Raw genomic sequence first — 20,110 nt, 5'->3', positions numbered from 1 at the left:
TTAACTATGAAAATACTTACCTCACCTGCCAAATTGATGAATACTGAAAATACTACGGATCTGCTGAAAACAACAGTTCCGAAATTCATTGATGATGCAGCTTACATACAGTCTTATCTCAAAGAAAAATCACCGAAATACCTTTCAGAGTTGATGGAAATTTCAACCAAGCTGGCGGATGAAAACTGGGAAAGGAACCAGAAATGGAAAGCAAAACCTACGGCAAAAGAATCTGCTCCGGCACTCTATGCCTTTACCGGTGAGGTCTACAGGGGTTTAGATTCCAAAACACTGGATAAAAATGCGGTGGATTACCTGCAGAAAAACCACAGGATTCTTTCCGGCTTATACGGGCTGCTGAGGCCTTCGGATAAAGTCATGCTGTATCGTTTGGAAATGGGACGGCCATTTGAATTTGAAAATTATAAAAATCTATACGAATTCTGGAAAGAGAAAATCACAGATCAGCTGAATGCTGAAATGAAAAAGAATGAAATTCTTCTTAATCTGGCCAGCAATGAATATTTTAAAGTGGTTGACCGGAAAAAGCTCAATCATACAGTTATTGATTTTGACTTCTATGAATTAAAGGACGGAAAACCAAAAACCATCGTCGTATATACCAAACATGCCAGAGGAATGGTAGTACGCTTCTGTGCTGAAACCAATGCTAAAACGCTGAATGATGTTAAAGCATTTAATTACGAAGGCTACAGAATCGATGAAGATAAATCAACAGATACCAAACTGGTTTTTACAAGATAAATGACGATTTCAGAATATAAAAAACATTTTAAAACAGAGCTTTCCGGATTGTATACCGATTCCGAAAACGCTTTTTTAAGTTTCATTTTTATTGAAAAAATTACAGGATTTAATTCTTTTTACCAGAGAAGATTCTCAAATCAGGAACTGTTGCTTGATGATGAGAAAAAGCTGTCTGAAGTTCTTTCTGAATTAAAAACAGGCAAGCCTTACCAATATATCCTGGGTGAAACGGAATTTCACGGAATGTCTTTTTTTGTGAATGAACATGTCCTTATTCCCCGGCCGGAAACGGAAGAATTGCTGGAATTGGCTATAAAAAAAATTCATGCCTCAGCATTACCAATTGAAAGCATGAAAATCCTCGACATCGGAACGGGAAGTGGAATTATTCCTCTGGTTTTGAAGAAACACTTTCCTGATGCTAAAGTTTCTTCTGTTGATTATTCTGAAAAAGCTCTGGAAGTGGCAAAAAAGAACGCTGATTTCCATCAACTGAACATCAATTTCATCCATGCCGATTACCTTAATTTTGTCCTGGAAGAACAATTTGATGTGATCATTTCCAATCCGCCCTATATCGGAATTGATGAACAGGACGAAATTGAAGATTCCGTAAAAGGTTTTGAACCAGAAATGGCGCTCTTTTCGCCGACCTCAGACGCCCTGATTTTTTACCGGAAAATTGCTGAAGATGCTCAAAAACAATTAGCAGACAATGGATTACTATTTCTTGAAATTAATCAAAAATTGGGCCCTGAAACGCTGGAGTTGTACGCCAAAGATTTTGCAGAAGCAGAACTGATAAAAGATTTATCCGGAAATGACCGGTTTATTTTTGGAAGAAAGTAATAAAACCAAATTTAATGGAAATCAAAATACACGATACCGACACTTCCAGAATTACAGAAGTTATTTCGGAGATAACATTTATTAATTCTTCCTAGAAGGACTGGATCTTTGAATATTACCGGTCCAAACAAAATAATTTTGACAATTCCTCATATTTTAAGCATAATTAACACATTCAACACATCTATTTTGCAAAAAATAAAAAAAATCAAATTTTATTTTTCATTATTAAATTTTTATTTTTAGTTTTAGCGCTTCAATATTGATAACTCACTTAATATTTTTTGTTTGTGCACAAAACAACTATATTAAAATTCCCTATGTCAGGGCTTATATGGCATAAAATTTTTAAATAAAAAAATTAACAGGAATGAAGAAAAGATTTTCTTCATTAGAAAACAAAAGATTAAAAAGTTTAGATTCGATATTTGGAGGGTCACCAGGTTTTACAAATGATTTTTGGTCACAATCTTCAATTAGTCAATGGAATTGTTCGGATATTGACACTTATGTAGATGGTGTACACGTTCAACGTCAAGAGTGTTTAACAGATGATTGCGCTGATTCAACTATTATTACAAAATAATAAAAAATTACTGTCCTATTTTCATAGGACAGTTTTAAAATATTATTGTTTCTTCATGATACTCTCAACCATTTCTTTTAACTCTACACATGATTAAAAACCTATTTTTCTTTATTAGTTTACTTATTTTCTTTTCCTGTCAAATAAAAAAACAAAATCATATTAACTATTTAAATAAGGTAAATGATATTGATAATATATATAGACTAAAAAATGATACACTTACAACGATTGAAAAATATAGAAAATTATTTAAAAAATATCCTCCCCATAATTCCCATCTAATTAATGAGTTTCAAACTTATATTACCCTCTCTGATAAACGTAATGAAAATTTTGGAGGCAAAGAAAGTTTATATAAACTAATTCCATTGATCGCTCCCAATTGGAAGTACAATAAGTATGACAAGTACCTAATCTCAATATTTAAAAAATATGATATCGATAGTATTGAACTAGAAAATCGTATAACTACCTGGAAAAAAAGTCTTAATAAGAAATTAGTAGATTCATTTTCTATAGCTTTCTTTCGAAATCAGGAATTTCGAACACCTAAATACATTGAAAAATTGCAAACTATTAATGATAAAAAAAATTCGGAATTATTTCTTTGGACATTTAATAATTTTGGCTTTCCATCAGTTAATACAATAGGACTGTGGGGAAATAATGATATTTTTATGCCTATGGGAAATATTTTGAATCATATGGCAGGATTAGATAACAAAGATTACAACTATTTTAAAGAGAAGATTTATGAATATGTGAAACAAGGAGAATGTACTCCAGAAGATTATGCAGAAATGATTGATAAGAGAGCTTTTATTGAGGGTAAAGAATGTGTTTATTGTAATGTCAGCAATTCAAATATTAAAGACAGTTTACAAATCAATAAAAATCGAAGGGATATTGGTTTACCAAGTCTTAAGCACAGCCGAAAAATTAACTCCGATTATTTAAAAAAATTAAAATGATACTTATAATTTCAGAAAATAATGAAAGGACCACAAATGAAGTTATACGTTGGCTTATTTCATTTGGAAAAAAATTTATTCGTGTTCATGAAGATGAGATTTTTACAATTAGAATAAAAGAAAAACGCATATATATTGAAAGTAATAGAAACTGTTTTTTTATTGATGAAATTACACATGTATGGTATAGAAGAGGCGGATTAAAATTACAAGAAAAAAATATGACAACTTTGCCGTAGATCTTCATATGAATGAACACCAGCACTGGTTAGAAAATTATGTGAGAAATTATCTCGAAAATAAAAGTCATATTAATAAAGAAACTAATTATCATGTTAATAAATTGACTATTTTAAACACTGCAAAAGATATTGGTTTTGACGTTCCTGAATACTTTTTAGCAGAAACTACTGATGATATAGATGTTGATAAATATATAATTAAGCCTATTGCGGGTAATGGTATTTTAAAGTTTGAAGAATATTATGGGGTTATGTATACTTCAATGGTTAAGAATAAAGAAAAAGAAGATTTTTATATTACTTTTTTTCAAGAAAATATTGAAAAAGATTTCGAGATAAGATCATTTTATTTAAACGGAAGAATTTGGTCTATGGCAATATTTTCGCAAAATGATAATCAAACAAAAATAGATTATCGCAAATACAATAAGCAAAAGCCTAATAGAAATGTCAGGTATAACCTTCCAAAAAATATTGAGGAAAAAATCAAAGCTTTAATGAATAAACTGGATTTAAATTCCGGTTCTATTGATTTTATTAAGAGTAATAACAATATTTATTTTTTAGAAGTAAATCCTATTGGACAATTTGGAAATGTTTCATTTTATTGTAATTACAATTTAGATTATGAAATTGCAAGAACTTTATGAAAAAAATTATTAACGAAAAAAACTTGCTCCCACTTACATTTAAGTATATTGAATTTTCAAAAAAAATGGTCAAGGTCAAAAGTAAATCTACCTTAACATTTTTTGTTGAATGTGAAAAATTTCAGACAGAATACCTTATTAGAAAAAGACCATATAAATCAATCACAAGACTTTTATGGACTATTTTAATTTATTTAGTAATATTTTTATTACTAAAGGTGTCGGACGAATTCTCATCAACGACTTACAAAGAAACGAAGTAGAATTATTCCCACTAGAGCTTAACAATATAATAGAAGATCTTAATAAAAATTCAATAGAAGATACTATTAATTTATATGATAAAGAATCGCAAGAATTTGTAAAAGAATATATAGCTATACTTCTAGATAAAGAATATGGATTCATTACAAAGGATAACTGGGATAAAAATTTTCCTTCACTATCCTATCAATTTTACACTCCAAATATTATTACTAATGCTTATTTAGAAATTGATAATATAAGTACTTTATCTAAAGTAAATCAATCATTATCAAATTTAGGGACTGAATATATTGTAATTCACTATAACAATGTTTTAACTGTTTCAGATATTAAATTTATTGAACAAATATTTAAAAATTCATCTGTAACATCAATAGAGCTTATTTCTCAGTATAAAGAATTTCACAATGAATTATTTTTTGAAGAAATAGAAGATTTTTGCGAAAGAATTTATAGTTTTTCTTTTTATGACTGCAATAAGATTCCATTTAAAATAAAAGATAAATACAAGTTTACAATATCATTTGTAAAAGAAAAAATAAATAAAAATTCTTGTGGAAAAGTAGATTTACAATATTTTAACACTAACCTTCCTAAGGTTTTAGAGGCAATTAACTATAATTCTTGCCTGTATAAAAAAATTGCCATAGATATAAACGGTAATATTAAAAACTGTCCTGCTATGTGTAAAAGTTATGGAAATATTAAAGATACAAGATTAGAAGAAGCTTTACAGCATAAAGATTTCAAAAAATATTGGAGTCTGACAAAAGATAATATTGAAGTCTGTAAAGATTGTGAATTCCGATATATTTGTACAGACTGTAGAGCATTTACAGAACAATCGCATAGTAGTAATGATGGACTGGACATTTCTAAACCTCTGAAATGTGGCTACGATCCACACACTGGCAAATGGCAAGAATGGAGTACCAATCCATTAAAGCAAAGGGCTATTAAGTATTATGGCATTTAAATAAAAAACCAATGAAATTGTTCATTGGTTTTACTTTTTTATCATTTAATTTTAAACTATCCTATCCTTTTACGTACAAAGATTTCATACGCGAGATAAATCAGCGGGAGCGACATAATCCCCAAATAAAGAGAGTTGGCGATCGCAGCCTGCGGCTGAACAGCAACCGCATACACCAGCCCAAAAAAGGCACCTCCCAAGTGTGCAGCATGGCCAATATTATCATGTTGATTAGGATTCAGCATCATATAAACGGAATAGCTGAAATACACAAGCCCGAATACAAATCCCGGAATACCTATCGGAATAAAAAACATATAAATTTCAAGGTGAGGAATCATGGCGATTGAAGCGAACAAAATTCCCGAAACTCCGCCACTTGCTCCAATTGCAGAATACCAAGGCTGTCTCTGGTATACAAAAAGTGAAAATATATTCCCAAGTAAGATGGATCCCAAATAAATCAGGATAAAGCCAAAATTACCAAATGCCTGCATCACCACCGGCCCGAAAAAGTAAAGCGTCATCATATTAAACAAAAGATGAAAAATATCGGCATGCAGAAATCCTGAAGAAAGCAGGCGAATATATTCTTTTCTGTTGAGGATAGCTCCTACATTGAATTTATATTTTTCGAAATTACTGCTGCCGTTGGGTGCAACGAAGCTTATGATCGCGGTAATTGCTATAATGAGTATTAAAATATTCATATTTTCTTAAATTTAATTATCGGAATTGTCTTCACTTTGGAAAAGATCACCAATCATGCCATCTTCATCCATTCCGGCTGTTGGCTCCGTGTCTTCGTATACTTCAGGTTCTTCCTCTTCAGGCTCCGGAACAGTTATGTTAATGGTCTTTACTTTAAATTTCGTAAACTGGTTTCCGATCGCTTTAATCCCTTTTACGGCAATAAACTCATCAATATTTATGGTTTCGGGCTCTCTCTCCTTGCCTTTATCTTTAGCGAAAATAATTTCGGCAGTAGCGCCGTTGGCAACAATTACGTTTTCAATAAATGATTTCGGATGTTCCGAAGGCATAAAGGTCTGGACATTCGGAGTGTTTTCAAATAAGAATCTCTTAATGAAATAAATATCTTTTTCACCATCGAAATAAATACACGTTACCGGTTGGTTCGGTTTCCACTTTTCCAATACCAGATATTGATCGTCAAAACGGTTTCCGAGGTCAAACGAAACAAGCTTTGCTTCGCCATTCGTATTAATGGTCAGTATTTTATTATCGCCTTTAAAACTTCCCAGCAAAGTACCGCGCCCGTCGGCATTCAGTCTTCGCACGGTATCATCAAACCAGATCTTTCTCGGTGCAAGCGTAGAAACACCTTCTTCTTTTAGGTCTACCTTTTTCACCGAATATTTGGTTACCAGGTTTCCTTTGGAATCCCGGCCTTTGATGGCGAGTTCGGAAAAATCAACATCCATTTTATTCTTCCTGATTCTTGGATTCGGTTTTAAAAGAACAGACACCGTTTCTGCTTCTCCGTTTGGATTGGCGGAGAAATACAGTACTTCCGAACCTTTTTTGTCTGAAGCCAAAGGATAATCCGTATTTCGGGTAACTCCCGTCACAGAGAAGCGCTTCATGTAATACGGACCTTCCCTGCCTTCTCGGTAGATCATATTATACACCGTTCTTTTATCATTTTTCTTCCAGATGGCAACGTGCAGAATATCTTTCCCGATAAATGTTTTTGCTTCCACTTTTACGACTTTCATGCTTCCGTCCTTTCTGAAAGTGATGATATCATCTATATCCGAACAGTCAAACAAATACTGATCTTTTTTGAGCGAAGTTCCGATAAAGCCTTCCTCAAAGTTGGCGTAGAATTTTTCATTAGCCACTGCCACTTTAGTGGCATCAATGGTATCAAAAATCCTGAGCTCTGTCTTTCTCTGGCGGTCTTTTCCGTATTTTTTCTGAATATTGAGGTAATAATCAATAGCATACTGAACAAGGTTATCCAGATGGTGTTTTACCATTTCGATTTTACCTTCAAGTGCCGCAATATTTTCTTTAAATTTATCTAAATCGAATCTTGAGATTCTTTTGATTCTAATTTCCGTTAATCTTAAAATATCTTCTTCTGTAACTGCTCTTAAAAGATGCGCGGTGTGAGGTTTTAATCCTTTATCGATGGTTTTCAACACATCTTCCCAGGTTTTCACTTCTTCAATGTCGTGATAGATCCTGTTTTCAATGAAAATTCTTTCGAGGGAAGAAAAATGCCAGCTTTCCTGCAACTCGTGAAGTTCGATTTCCAGTTCTTTTTTAAGCAATGAAACCGTATGATCAGTATTCATTTTTAAAATATCGGAAACATTCATGAACATTGGTTTATCTCCAACAATCACACATGCATTCGGTGAAATCGTAACCTGACAATCCGTAAATGCATACAAGGCATCAATAGTTTTATCCGGAGAAACATCATTATGAAGATGAATCAGAATTTCTACTTTGTCCGAGGTATTGTCCTCAATTTTTTTAATCTTAATCTTTCCTTTTTCATTGGCTTTGAGAATGGAATCAATAAGATCACTTGTCGTCTTTGAATACGGAAGTTCTGTGATGATCAGCGTATGTTTATCCAGCGGTGATATTTTTGCCCTGGCTCGTACTTTTCCGCCTCTATGTCCGTCATTATATTCAGAAACATCCAGATAACCAGCCGTTAAAAAATCCGGGAACAGTTCAAATTTTTTCCCTTTAAGATAAGCAACGGAAGCACTGATTAATTCATTAAAATTATGAGGAAGAATTTTAGTGGAGAGCCCCACCCCGATTCCTTCCACACCCTGTGCCAGCAGCAACGGGAATTTTACAGGAAGATCAATCGGCTCGTTATTTCTGCCGTCATATGATTTTGCCCATTCTGTAGTTTTCGGATTAAAAACCACTTCCAGCGCAAAAGGAGTGAGCCGTGCTTCAATATATCTTGCTGCAGCCGCAGAGTCACCGGTATAAATATTCCCCCAATTCCCCTGGGTGTCTATCAGCAGTTCTCTCTGCCCAATTCCCACCATGGCATCCGTAATGGAAGCATCACCATGGGGATGGTACTTCATGGTATTTCCAACAATATTGGCTACTTTATTGTAACGTCCGTCTTCCAGCTCACGCATCGAATGCATGATTCTTCGCTGAACAGGTTTAAAACCATCATAAACCGACGGAATGGCCCGGTCTAAAATTACATAAGAAGCATAATCCAGGAACCAGTCTTTATAAAGCCCGGAAACTTTCTTTAGGCTTTCACCTTCGTGCGGGTGTTCTTCTGTCATTATTTATATATTAGCTCTGTTCTCTTTATTTGTTTTGGTCACTTTATTTAAAGAAAATCTCAAATCTGCAAGTTCTTTTCTTGTAAGATATGAAATCTCGTATTTTAAAAGGGTAGTACCATTGTTTTTACTGGAGATTGAAATGTACAGTCTTTTCACAAAAAACATATTGATAATCTCAAATTTCAGCAGTTTATACTTTGGGAATTCGTCATTCAGAGGCTTTTGCAGAAAAGGAATTACATTTCTGTTCCTGAAATGAAGAGCTTCTCCCTCACTGTCGTATTCAAAAATCTGCCTTCCGCTGAGATAAAACAATACGATTAAAAGCAACGGTACGGCGATCAGCAGCAAACTTTCTTTCCCTAAGACGTTGAATTTGTTCTCTTCCAGAAAGTAGGCGCCGGTACCGGCTGCCAGCAGCATGATCAGCACTGTGTTGATAAAGTTGTATACCGAAGTTTTTTTACGGTTACTAAGTCTCATATTTTTTGTGTTTTTGTGGTTTATCGATTTTATTTTTTCATCTGCAATATTTCAACTCATACTTCTTTTTTATCAATCTCAGGATCTTCTACTACGAGGTTTTCCAAAATAAAAACCTGTCGGTCCGGTGTATTTTTACCCATATAAAATTCCAGCAGCTGATCAATCGTCTGATCTTTTCCCACCACTACGGGCTCCAGACGGATGTCTTTCCCGATAAAATGCTTGAATTCATCCGGGGAAATTTCACCCAGACCTTTAAATCGTGTTATTTCAGGGTTTTTCCCTAATTCATTCAACGCTTTAACTCTTTCCGCTTCAGAATAACAGTACCTTGTTTCTTTTTTATTTCTTACCCTGAATAATGGGGTCTGAAGAATGTAAAGGTGTCCGTTTTTGATAAGATCCGGGAAGAACTGTAAAAAGAATGTGATCATCAGCAGGCGGATGTGCATCCCGTCTACATCAGCATCCGTGGCGATAATCACCTGATTGTACCTCAGGTCTTCCAAGCTTTCTTCAATATTCAGGGCAGCCTGCAGCAGATTGAATTCCTCGTTTTCATACACTACTTTTTTCGTTAATCCGTAGCAATTTAAAGGCTTACCTTTTAATGAAAATACGGCCTGTGTTTCTACATCCCTGGATTTTGTGATGGATCCTGATGCAGAATCCCCTTCTGTAATGAAGATCTGGGTTTCCCCTTTTCTTTCATTCTTCTGATCATTGTAATGCTGCCTGCAATCCCGAAGCTTTTTATTGTGAAGAGAAACTTTTTTAGCCCGTTCTCTGGCCAGCTTCTGAATTCCGGAAAGTTCTTTTCTTTCTCTTTCGGAAATTAAAATTTTTCTTTGAATAGCCTCTGCTACTTCAGGATTTTTATGTAAAAAATTATCGAGTTTACTCTTCAGGAAATCAATTACAAAAGTTCTTACGGTAGGCCCGTTTGGTCCGATATCATTTGAACCCAGTTTTGTTTTGGTCTGAGATTCAAAAACAGGTTCTTCCACATTGATGGAAATTGCCGCTACAATTGATTTTCTGACATCCGAAGCGTCGAAATTTTTATTGAAGAATTCACGGATTGTTTTCACATAAGCTTCACGGAAAGCATTGAGATGCGTCCCTCCCTGCGTAGTGTTCTGCCCGTTAACGAAAGAAAAATACGTTTCCGTCTGGGATTTATCCGTATGCGTGATTGCCACTTCGATATCATTATCTTTCAGATGAACGATAGGATAAAGTGTTTCATTTTCCAGCTCCTCTTCCAGCAAATCTTTAAGTCCGTTTTCGGAATAAAAAGTTTCGCCGTTGAAAAATATTTTAAGCCCGGGATTCAGGTATGCGTAATTCCGGAGCATTCTTTCGATGTATTCTTTTCTGAATTTAAAATTCAGGAAAATATCGCCGTCCGGAATAAAAGAGATCTCGGTTCCGTTTCGGTCTGAGGTATCTTTTTCATCGTAATTTTCGGTGATCATTCCTTTGGAAAACTCAGCCATCTTTAACCTCCCGTCCCGGAATGAGCGGACGCGGAAATATTCGGAAAGTGCATTTACCGCTTTTGTACCTACTCCATTCAGACCAACGGATTTTTTGAAAGCTTTGCTGTCGTACTTACCCCCGGTATTCATTTTAGAAACAGCATCCACTACTTTTCCAAGTGGAATACCCCTTCCGAAATCACGGATGGTAACCTTACCGTCATCTACTTTTATTTCGATTCTTTTACCGGATTTCATCCTGAACTCATCAATGGAGTTGTCCAGTATTTCTTTAAGTAAAATGTATATACCATCATCGGCAGAAGAACCGTCTCCCAGCTTCCCGATGTACATTCCGGGGCGCAAACGGATGTGTTCCTGCCAATCGAGGGTTCTGATATTATCTTCGGAATAGATTGGATTTATTTCTTGTGACATATGTAATTTCAGCAAACATACAAAAATACGAAATTGAAGAAATATATCCGAAGGTTTTACATTATTTTTCACGAATATTTTGCTGAAAACCCACGGTTTTACAAGTACAAACCTGTAATTACTTTATTTCACAAAATAAAAAAATAATAAACCGAATTTAATTAAAACTTTAATCAGGAAATAAGATAATATTGTGGAATTTTCAACTCTGCTTTTGGCAAATTGAAATAAACATCCAAAATAAACTATTGTTATAATGTTTAAATTTTGTAAACTATTTATAGATATAACTTACAAGTAACAATTTGAAGAAAACTATTGAATCTTTTGATTACTTTCCGATATTAGCTTGGTTTATAATACCTTATAATTAAATACAAGCTGTAAAAAAACAAAAATATCTCCAGTGAAAGTGAATTTTAAATTTGGTTGCTTATCTAAAATTTTTAAATTTACAATTCAATTTTAAAATAAAACACTTATGATTACAACCGCCAATCTGGAAAAGTACCGCAATGGAGACTTTTTACAATTTGTAAACAATGTATTGGAATTATTACCTCAAACCATTGCCAACCAATTAAATCTGGGCAATCAACGAACAGCCCTGCAAACAGCAGCACAAAATTTCAACAATGCCTATCTGCCTTATACCGGCAGTGATATTACACCAGAAATCCAAGCGCTGGATGCTCAGAGAGACAACGCCGTTATTGGCATCAAAATGATGCTGGAGGCATGGCAGTACCACTTCGATCCTATCATTAAAAACAATGCTTTTGCTCTTTTAGACATTCTCAACCGTTTCGGGGAACGTATTTACAAGCTTCGGTACCAGCTGGAAACGGCAACCATCAATAGCATCCTGGCAGAGTGGGAAGAAAAACACAGCGACAAAATTTCCCAGCTGCAGCTCACTGCCTGGGTAAATGAATTAAAAACTTCCAACCAAAATTTTAATGACAAATATGTTGCCCGAACCGTACAGCTTTCGGAAGTAGAAACAGGCGTACTGGCTAATGCCAGAATAATATCTACAGAAGCCTACCGAACGCTGAAACAGCATATAGAAGCCCATGCTTTGCTTACCCCGAGTACAGAATACGATCAGTTAATTGCAAAGCTCAGCAGCCTGGTAAATCAATATAATCTTGCCGTTACCAAATATACCAGCACGAAAGAAAGCGGAGGTGAAGACCAAAACCCAGAATCTCCGCAAACGCCTTCCTAGAGCTACCGCCCAAGGGAGGAAGGTATCGGGAGCAGCCGAAGCCGTTCCGCCGAAAAGAGCAGGCTTTCGGAATTCTCCGAATGGATCCCGCCAAAAGGATAACATGGTCGGGGAATTCCGAAATGAGACCGCCCAAAGGAATGGGTCTTCGGAAACGTCTGAAACAAAAACACCGGAGGGAGCTTCTTTTCTTTTACAAGTAAGTGATTTAAATAATAAGAGACGAAATACTTGAAAATATTTTAAAGATGTTCCGTTTTTATTTTGCGTATTAAAAGGACAGCACAGAAAATTTTAAAAAACCGAACAGACTGATAAAATATTGAAAACGGGCAGGACGAGCCGAAAACCAGCCTTCTTAAATAAGCATGATATATTTTGCTTTTGGAAGAAAAGTTTAAAATCTCTCTGTTGAAGAATTAAACAAAATAAGTAGGTGAAAAAAAATTAAAATTCTTTAAAAACATGAAAAAGCTAGTTATTATGTCAGCTTTTGCACTTATGGCAAGTGCATCTTTAACAAACAATCAAATACAAGCAAGAACAGGTGGCTACATCTGGAAAGATTCCGCAGGATGTTACTACCAGATTGTAACTCATAGTATATTGTGGGGTTTAATCGAATGGGAAGAAGAACCAAGGCTTATTGGTTGCGGACCTGGGTTTGCATAATAGCTGATTCATAACTCTAAAGCTACCTCAAAATAAATTTGAAAATTATTCAAAAAAGAATAATTTTCAGATATAAATACAATATAGCAGTTTTGAGGTAGCTGCTTTTATAATTAAGAATAATGAAAAATATACTACAAGTCTTTCTAATTACGATGAGTTTATTTATTAATGCTCAGCAAGAATTCAAAAAAGATACCTTAACGGAAAAATATACAGATATAGAGACTGTTGTAATCAATGACAAAGATTATGAGAAAATAGATTATGCATATGGGTTAAAACAAGAAATTAACAGTCGATTAGCAATTGGTAACTCTCCTTCTTCCTACGAAATGGGGCTTAGGTTTGAAAATAATTTAAAACAAAAAGGTAGAATAAGTAATGTCGTTTTATTCTTACATAAAACAGATTCCGACTATAAACTTGTTGACTTAGAGATTAATTTTTACAAAATTAATGCTTTAACCGGTGAGCCGGGTGAAAAGTTAAATACTCAACAAATTATCTATACTCCCAAAAACAGAAAAAGAACTAATGTAAAAATTAATGTTGAAAATTACCATATTTCTTTTCCTGAAGAAGGAGTTTTGGTCGCTGTGAAGTGGCTGCATGACGGGGTTAAAGATAAAAACATTGGTCCTTCCGTTAGATTAACAACTTATAATGAAATATTAACCTACACTCGCTACGATGAAAAAATTGGTTGGGGAGCATTTAGTCTTTCAAAAAAATCTGGAGCGTACACTAATGTAATGATGGGATTAGAGGTTTACATTAAAAAAAGAAAAAACACCAGTGAATAAAAAATATCTATATATTATTATTGCCTTTTTAATATTAATAATTTTATGTTTGCTCACCTATAAAACTTCTGAAAAAGTAGTTTTTAACGGAGACAAAGAAAATTTAATACATGATTTTGGTACTTTTGATAAAAATAAAAACGTAATATATGAATATACTTTCAGGTATATTAATTCTAAATATGATAGTTTGAAAGTATATGGAGTAAAAGAAGGTTGTGATTGTACTCAAAGCAATGTAAAAAAAGGGCTTTACTTTAAAAATGATACTGTTTTTATAAAAATTAAATATGATCCTACTAAGTATAATGATAGTGGAGCTACTATTAAAAAGTTTTTTTTAATAACAGATAAAAGCATTTCAAAATTCGATACAATATTACCTTTGACTTTGAAGGGAATTGTTAAATAACTAAATCTTTGACACTATTTAAGTCAAAATACAACTGTATATCCTAATATTAAAAATTTTGAATTAAATTCGGTATTCTAAAAGACTTTCATGATACAACTCCCACTGTCAAAGCTTTCCAACGTAGGAACAACCATATTCAGCCAGATGACACAGCTTGCCAATGAAAACGAGGCGATTAATCTATCACAGGGATTCCCGGATTTCATGCCGGATCCTGAGCTGTTAAACTATGTTGATCGTTTTATCAAAAAAGGATTTAACCAGTATGCGCCGATGGGCGGAATGATCGGTTTAAAGGAAGAAATCGCCAAAAAAATCGAGAGTGCCCATCAGGCAGTTTATCATCCGGATCTGGAAATCACGGTCACCGCAGGAGGTACGCAGGCTATTTTTACGGCGATTGCAAGTTTTATAAAGAAAGATGATGAAGTGATTATTTTTGAACCCGCATACGACTGCTACGAACCTACGGTTGAGCTTTTCGGTGGCATTGTAAAACGTTTTGAAATGAAAGCCCCGGATTATGAAATCGACTGGGACACCGTAAAGAATCTGGTTACGAAAAAAACAAGAATGATCATCATCAACAATCCTAACAATCCTGCCGGAAAAATTTTAAAAGAATATGACATTCAGCAACTGATTTCAATTGTTAAAGACACTTCCATTCTTATATTAAGTGACGAAGTATATGAAAATATAATTTTTGACGGGAAACCGCATTTAAGCATCTGCAAATACCCGGAACTGAAAGAAAGAAGTCTGCTGGTGGCTTCTTTCGGAAAACTGTTTCATGTGACCGGCTGGAAAACAGGATATTGCGCCGCTCCGGAAAACCTGATGAATGAATTCAGAAAAGTGCACCAGTTCAATGTTTTCTCTGTTAATACACCGATGCAGCTTGCTTTGGCAGAATACATGAAAAACCCTGATCATTACAAGGGTTTGAGCGCCTTCTTTCAGGAAAAAAGAGATTTTTTAAGACAAGGATTATCGAATACTTCGTTTGAGCTGCTGGATTGTGAAGGAACGTATTTTCAGGCTTTGAAATATGATGCAATATCCGATAAGAGGGATATTGATTTTGCACGGGAGCTTACCATTACTCATAAAGTAGCCAGCGTTCCGTTTTCATCTTTTTATCAAAATAAGCGGAACGAACATGTGATCCGACTATGCTTTGCCAAAAAACAGGAAACGTTGGAAAAAGCAATCGACAATTTGTGTAAAATATAAATAAAAAAGGTGGCTTCGAGAACCTCAGCCACCTTTTTTGTGACTCAGAGAACCTCAGTCACTTTTTTTTGTGATTCCGAAAACCTGAGCCACAAATTTCGAGAATAATAGCCACCGATGAACCTGAGGCTTTTCACATAGAATTGTATTTACACAAGAGTCACAGAAAATTTTTTGATTTGTTGAAAATATTGTAGACCACATCAGAAAAAAAATCAATGATTTTTTAAAAACTTATGTGTTCTAAAATATACGCAAAACTTTATCCCTACATCTAATGTGGCTCATGTGTTTAAAAAGCTTTTGTGACTTTGTGGTTAAAACTTCCACGCGTTGCACGGATTTTCACAGGCGATAGTGTAGTTTCAGGGCCTCTTTTTCTAAATTGGTGATTTTGACAGTATCAATTACCAATTTAAAACCGATGATTTTGAGAACCTCAATCACCCGTTTTAATTATTATTATAAAAACATTCCGCCGGACGCTTCAATTCTCTGGCCATTGATCCATCCAGCATCTTCAGTACAGAGGAAAGCCACCACTCCACCGATATCGTCCGGTAATCCTGCTCTTCCTAAAGCTGTATTGGCTGCAACCATGGCATTAATATGCTCATCATCCCTTGTTCTTCCTCCTCCGAAATCCGTTTCTATCGCTCCCGGTGCCACAACATTTACTTTAATTTTTCTTGGACCCAGCTCTTTAGCCATATACTTTGTCAACATTTCAACGCCCGCTTTGATCGAGCCGTATACAGAAGATCCCGGTAATGCAAATCGAGCCAGGCCTGAAGAAATATTGATGATTCCTCCGTTATCATTCATGTACGGTAAAAATTTCTGGGTCAGGAAAAATACGCCTTTGAAGTGAATATCAACCACATCATCCAGCTGCTCTTCGGTAACATCAGGAATCGGTGCATACAGTGCTGTTCCGGCATTATTGATCAGAAAATCGATATTTCTGCTGCCTGTATTTTCCTCAAGATGATCTCCTACCGTTTTTACAAAAGCGTCAAAGCTTCCTGTATCTTTCGTGTTGAGCTGATAAGCAATGGCCTTTCTTCCCAATGCCTGGATTTCACTTACTACTTTGTCCGCTTCTTCTTTGTTGCTATTATAAGTGATAATGACATCTAGGCCTTTCTGAGCGATCTTAACTGCTGAATTTCTTCCTAAACCACGGCTTCCGCCTGTAACTAATGCAATTTTTGTTCTTGCTTCCATTATGTTTTATTTTTTTGATGAAACAAAGTTCAGCTATTTCGGGCCGCGACCGTTTGCTTTAATCAAACTGAAATTTGCAAAATTCAAATCACGAACGGAATTCCATCGGTGCCAGTGAAGTTTTCTTTTTAAAGAAGTTGGAAAAATGGGCGATCTCTTCAAAACCCAGAGCATAAGAAATTTCGGAGATATTCCAGCGGGTCTGCCTGAGCATAATTTTCGCTTCCTGCACAATTCTTTCGGCAATGATTTCCGTTGTGGTTTTTCCGGTGCTTTCTTTTAGTTTTTTGTTTAAATAATTCACATGAACCGCTAACCTGTCGGCGTAATCTTTTGCAGTTTTCAGCTGTAGTCTCTGGTCGGAGGACTCGATGGGAAACTGTCTTTCCAGCAATTCGATAAAGAGGGAAACTACCCTTAGAGAAGCATCATTGGAGGTTGATAATTTTGAGGCAGGCTGCAGTTTCTGTCCGTAATGAATAAGCTCCAGCACGTAATTCCGGATCAGATCATATTTAAAAATATAATCGGAGTCTATTTCTTTTTTCATCTTCAGGTACAGCTGTTCGATTTCGTCTGCCAATTCATCATCAATTTCAAATAAAGGAATATTTCCGGGCTGGAAGATCGGCAGGTCTTCGAGGGTGTTGTATGATTTATCTTTAATAAAGAAATCTTCGGTAAATACACAAAAACTTCCTGACTGGTTATTGTCTTCGGGAATCCAGTGGTAAGGAACTTTCGGAGTTGCAAACAATAAAGCATTGTTTTTTATCTGAATGATTTTATCTGCGTATTCCGCTCTGTTTCTACCTCTTATCAGGCTTATCTTATAATATTTTCTCCTGTTGTAGGGCATTTCGGAAGTAAGCTTCACCTTTTCTATGGTCTGCGCAATATCAAATACATTAAAATGCCCGATTTCTTTATGCAGGCCTTTGGGAAATATACTTTCGATATCCGCTCCCAGCTTGGAAGTCATTTCACGGTAAAAATCATCCAGTGATGCATAGGAAGTATGTGCTGTTTTTTCCATATCTAAATTTGTATAATTCAAATGTACGAAATATTGAATATAAAATTAAATGTCAATTCCTCCGATCATTTCAAGCTCCCATTTCCCGTTTTTGTATTCTGCAGAATAGTCACGCTCATAACTGCTGCCTGATTTTGAGATATAATATTGATCCGGATTGTTTTTATCTTTCTTTATTTTGGAAATCGTATCGCTTGTGACATCTGTCATCTTCACATAATAGGTTTTCTTATTGTCGTTTTCCGGTATAAATAAAACCCTGTAATCCGTACTGACCTGGTGAAAGTAATCGCAATCATTTTCAAAAACAGTGAATGTGTAATGCATTTTATTTAAATTACCTTCAGTGTCTCCATATTGAAGCATCAATAATTCATAAAGCTCGGTAAACTTATTTTTCGAAGATATGAACATGGGATTAAGGTCATCAAAATCATTAATTCCGTCACCGTCAGAATCTTTATCATCAGGGTTCAGACCAAAGCATTTCTCAAAAATATCATTGTAGCCATCATGATCCGTATCTTGTATAAGATCTTTTAAATTTATTCTGAAAAAATTACCGTCACGGATCGCTGAATAGTCATCATATCCAGGCAATCCGGGAACCTTCACTATTTTTACGAGACTACCTTCCAATTCAAGAAAACCACCATTGATAATGGGTTTTTGCTGAATAGTATTAATATAATAATGACTAAAACTCAGACCCAAAAAGTATGCGGAAGATTTGTTATTTTCAATAGCAAGCAGCCAGAAGCCAAGATTATTTGTTCCTAATGCATACAGTTTGTTTCCGAACTGCTGTTTTTGAGAGAAAGAAAATTGGTCTGAAAAGTAATCTTTAAATACTTTATATTCTTTCTGATGCGCCTTCCATCTTTCCTCCTGAACTTCATCGGATTCATAACGGTGTATTGATTCAATACTATCTTGTTTAAAGGACCGGTATTTTTTAAGATGTATAATTTCAAGATAATCCGGTTTATTCTCCATGATCTGATCTACGGTAAAGGGCTTTTTTTCCTGATAGAAAGTTAATTTCTCTTTCAAACCGGCAAAGCAACGGTCTTCCACAGTTTCCGAACACGAAAAAAGGAATATAAATGCGAGAAAATATATAAGCTTCATGAATAAAAGTTTCGGACATGAATGCAAAAAACGCTCCCAAAATAGATCGGAAGCGTTTTTCTATAACTAACTTTAATATTTTCTTATACGTTGAATCTGAAGTGCATGATGTCGCCATCTTTCACAATATATTCTTTACCTTCAACAGAAAGCTTTCCGGCTTCTTTTACTTTCGCTTCGGAACCGTACTGCATATAATCATCATATTTAATAACTTCTGCACGGATAAAACCTTTCTCAAAATCGGTGTGGATTACTCCAGCCGCCTGAGGCGCCGTCCATCCCTGCCCAATCGTCCAGGCTCTTACCTCCTTAACTCCTGCCGTAAAATAGGTCTGAAGTTTTAACAGATCATAAGCTTTTCTGATCAGACGGTTAACACCCGGTTCTGTAAGTCCCAATTCTTCAAGGAAAATCTCTCTTTCTTCGTAGGTTTCCAGTTCGTTGATATCTGCTTCAATCTGAGCAGCCAATACCACTACTTCCGCTCCTTCGTTTTTAGCCATTTCTTCAATTTTGCCGATCCATTCGTTTCCGTTTTTAATGGAGTTTTCATCCACATTACAAACGTAAAGCACCGGTTTATTAGTCAGCAGCTGAACTTCTCCGATGATTGTTTTAGTAAAATCATCCGTTGAAAATTCTCTGGCGTTTTTACCGTCTTCCAAAAATTTCTGAAGGCTCTGAAGCGTTTCATACGTCAGAATATCTTCCTTCTTTCCGGATTTAATGAATTTCTTAGCTTTTTCAACCGCTTTTCCAACGGTTTCAAGGTCTTTCAGCTGAAGCTCGATATCGATTATTTCTTTGTCTCTTAACGGATCTACGGAACCTTCTACGTGTACAATGTTTCCGTTATCAAAACATCTTAATACGTGTATAATGGCTTCACATTCGCGGATATTGGCCAAAAACTGGTTCCCCAGTCCTTCTCCCTTGCTCGCTCCTTTCACCAATCCTGCAATGTCCACGATTTCTACAACCGCCGGCAAAACTCTTTCAGGTTTTACTATTTTTTCCAGCTCAAACAATCTCTGGTCCGGTACGGAAACTGTTCCCAGGTTGGGTTCTATGGTACAGAAAGGATAGTTGGCCGACTGGGCTTTTGCGTTGCTCAGACAGTTAAAAAGAGTTGATTTACCTACATTCGGTAAGCCTACGATTCCACATTTCATAACGTTAGATTCAAATTTAATGTTTAAAATTCAAGGTTTAATGTTTAGAGTTAGGCTTAAAGTTTATATAAACATCAAATTAAACCCGAAACTATAATCTTTGAATTATGAGTGTGCAAAGATAGTGATTTTAAAGGGAGTTTCATAATAAAAAAA

Annotated in this window: 20 protein-coding genes; 12 read left to right on the top strand and 8 right to left on the bottom strand. The window is 35.2% G+C overall.

The genetic code is table 11. The features are described from left to right. The first annotated feature begins 6 nt into the window (after positions 1–6). From yaaA to gwsS, 7 genes are all read left to right on the top strand, one after another. Positions 7–765, top strand: a complete 759-nt coding sequence (yaaA, locus tag ODE14_RS02905; RefSeq protein ID WP_263602914.1) for a peroxide stress protein YaaA — start codon at positions 7–9, stop codon at positions 763–765. Further along, positions 766–1,617, top strand: coding sequence for a peptide chain release factor N(5)-glutamine methyltransferase (gene prmC / locus ODE14_RS02900; protein WP_263602913.1), 852 nt, complete (start codon positions 766–768; stop codon positions 1,615–1,617). 370 nt (positions 1,618–1,987) lie between these two features. Beyond that, complete coding sequence (locus tag ODE14_RS02895; RefSeq protein ID WP_263602912.1) at positions 1,988–2,203, top strand: hypothetical protein; 216 nt, start codon at positions 1,988–1,990, stop codon at positions 2,201–2,203. Positions 2,204–2,292: 89 nt separating this feature from the next. Beyond that, on the top strand, positions 2,293–3,177 hold the full coding sequence (locus tag ODE14_RS02890) for a hypothetical protein (protein ID WP_263602911.1): 885 nt from the start codon (positions 2,293–2,295) through the stop codon (positions 3,175–3,177). Beyond that, positions 3,174–3,416 (top strand): hypothetical protein, encoded by a 243-nt coding sequence (locus tag ODE14_RS02885; protein WP_263602910.1) that lies wholly within the window; start codon positions 3,174–3,176, stop codon positions 3,414–3,416. Before ODE14_RS02890 ends, ODE14_RS02885 begins: the two co-directional genes overlap by 4 nt. Positions 3,417–3,424: 8 nt before the next feature. Continuing rightward, entirely contained in the window at positions 3,425–4,069 is a 645-nt protein-coding gene (gene gwsG, locus ODE14_RS02880; RefSeq protein WP_263602909.1) for a grasp-with-spasm system ATP-grasp peptide maturase, read from the top strand. Between the two features lie 175 nt (positions 4,070–4,244). After that, complete coding sequence (gene gwsS, locus ODE14_RS02875; RefSeq protein ID WP_263602908.1) at positions 4,245–5,312, top strand: grasp-with-spasm system SPASM domain peptide maturase; 1,068 nt, start codon at positions 4,245–4,247, stop codon at positions 5,310–5,312. A 56-nt stretch (positions 5,313–5,368) separates the two neighbouring features. Here gwsS and ODE14_RS02870 read toward each other — a convergent pair whose 3' ends face one another. Genes ODE14_RS02870 through ODE14_RS02855 form a run of 4 tightly spaced genes read right to left on the bottom strand, consistent with a single transcriptional unit; the run spans position 5,369 to position 11,025 of the window. Next, the gene (locus ODE14_RS02870; RefSeq protein WP_248393720.1) at positions 5,369–6,022 is read right to left on the bottom strand and encodes a rhomboid family intramembrane serine protease; all 654 of its coding nucleotides are present in this window, start codon (positions 6,020–6,022) and stop codon (positions 5,369–5,371) included. Between the two features lie 12 nt (positions 6,023–6,034). Beyond that, a complete protein-coding gene (locus ODE14_RS02865) occupies positions 6,035–8,617 on the bottom strand; it encodes a DNA gyrase/topoisomerase IV subunit A (protein ID WP_263602907.1) in 2,583 nt (860 codons plus the stop codon). 3 nt (positions 8,618–8,620) lie between these two features. Next, positions 8,621–9,103, bottom strand: a complete 483-nt coding sequence (locus tag ODE14_RS02860; protein ID WP_248393722.1) for a hypothetical protein — start codon at positions 9,101–9,103, stop codon at positions 8,621–8,623. Between the two features lie 56 nt (positions 9,104–9,159). After that, complete coding sequence (locus ODE14_RS02855) at positions 9,160–11,025, bottom strand: DNA topoisomerase IV subunit B (protein WP_248393723.1); 1,866 nt, start codon at positions 11,023–11,025, stop codon at positions 9,160–9,162. A 481-nt stretch (positions 11,026–11,506) separates the two neighbouring features. Between ODE14_RS02855 and ODE14_RS02850 the strand changes: the two genes are divergently transcribed. From ODE14_RS02850 to ODE14_RS02830, 5 genes are all read left to right on the top strand, one after another. Further along, positions 11,507–12,256: a DUF6261 family protein gene (locus ODE14_RS02850; protein ID WP_263602906.1), complete on the top strand. Its 750-nt coding sequence runs from the start codon at positions 11,507–11,509 to the stop codon at positions 12,254–12,256. 483 nt (positions 12,257–12,739) lie between these two features. Then, positions 12,740–12,928: a hypothetical protein gene (locus tag ODE14_RS02845; RefSeq protein WP_263602905.1), complete on the top strand. Its 189-nt coding sequence runs from the start codon at positions 12,740–12,742 to the stop codon at positions 12,926–12,928. 122 nt (positions 12,929–13,050) lie between these two features. Next, positions 13,051–13,734: a hypothetical protein gene (locus ODE14_RS02840; protein WP_263602904.1), complete on the top strand. Its 684-nt coding sequence runs from the start codon at positions 13,051–13,053 to the stop codon at positions 13,732–13,734. Next, complete coding sequence (locus tag ODE14_RS02835; RefSeq protein WP_263602903.1) at positions 13,727–14,146, top strand: DUF1573 domain-containing protein; 420 nt, start codon at positions 13,727–13,729, stop codon at positions 14,144–14,146. The genes ODE14_RS02840 and ODE14_RS02835 overlap by 8 nt, the downstream gene beginning before the upstream one ends. A 90-nt stretch (positions 14,147–14,236) precedes the next feature. Further along, on the top strand, positions 14,237–15,385 hold the full coding sequence (locus ODE14_RS02830) for a methionine aminotransferase (RefSeq protein ID WP_263602902.1): 1,149 nt from the start codon (positions 14,237–14,239) through the stop codon (positions 15,383–15,385). A 462-nt stretch (positions 15,386–15,847) separates the two neighbouring features. Here the strand turns inward: ODE14_RS02830 and ODE14_RS02825 are convergent, their stop codons facing one another. The 4 genes from ODE14_RS02825 to ychF all read right to left on the bottom strand — a co-directional run bounded on the left by ODE14_RS02825 (position 15,848) and on the right by ychF (position 19,954). Next, positions 15,848–16,612, bottom strand: coding sequence for an SDR family NAD(P)-dependent oxidoreductase (locus tag ODE14_RS02825; RefSeq protein ID WP_263602901.1), 765 nt, complete (start codon positions 16,610–16,612; stop codon positions 15,848–15,850). Between the two features lie 88 nt (positions 16,613–16,700). Further along, entirely contained in the window at positions 16,701–17,648 is a 948-nt protein-coding gene (locus tag ODE14_RS02820) for a helix-turn-helix domain-containing protein (protein ID WP_263602900.1), read from the bottom strand. Between the two features lie 45 nt (positions 17,649–17,693). Further along, a complete protein-coding gene (locus ODE14_RS02815) occupies positions 17,694–18,779 on the bottom strand; it encodes a hypothetical protein (protein ID WP_263602899.1) in 1,086 nt (361 codons plus the stop codon). Between the two features lie 83 nt (positions 18,780–18,862). Beyond that, positions 18,863–19,954, bottom strand: a complete 1,092-nt coding sequence (gene ychF / locus ODE14_RS02810; protein WP_263602898.1) for a redox-regulated ATPase YchF — start codon at positions 19,952–19,954, stop codon at positions 18,863–18,865. Positions 19,955–20,110: the final 156 nt, after the last annotated feature.

The sequence above is a fragment of the Chryseobacterium sp. PET-29 genome (genome assembly GCF_025736815.1).
Lineage (GTDB): Bacteria > Bacteroidota > Bacteroidia > Flavobacteriales > Weeksellaceae > Chryseobacterium > Chryseobacterium nepalense.
Note: the sequence above shows the minus strand (reverse complement) of the source record. Positions and strands in the feature narration are given on the sequence as shown.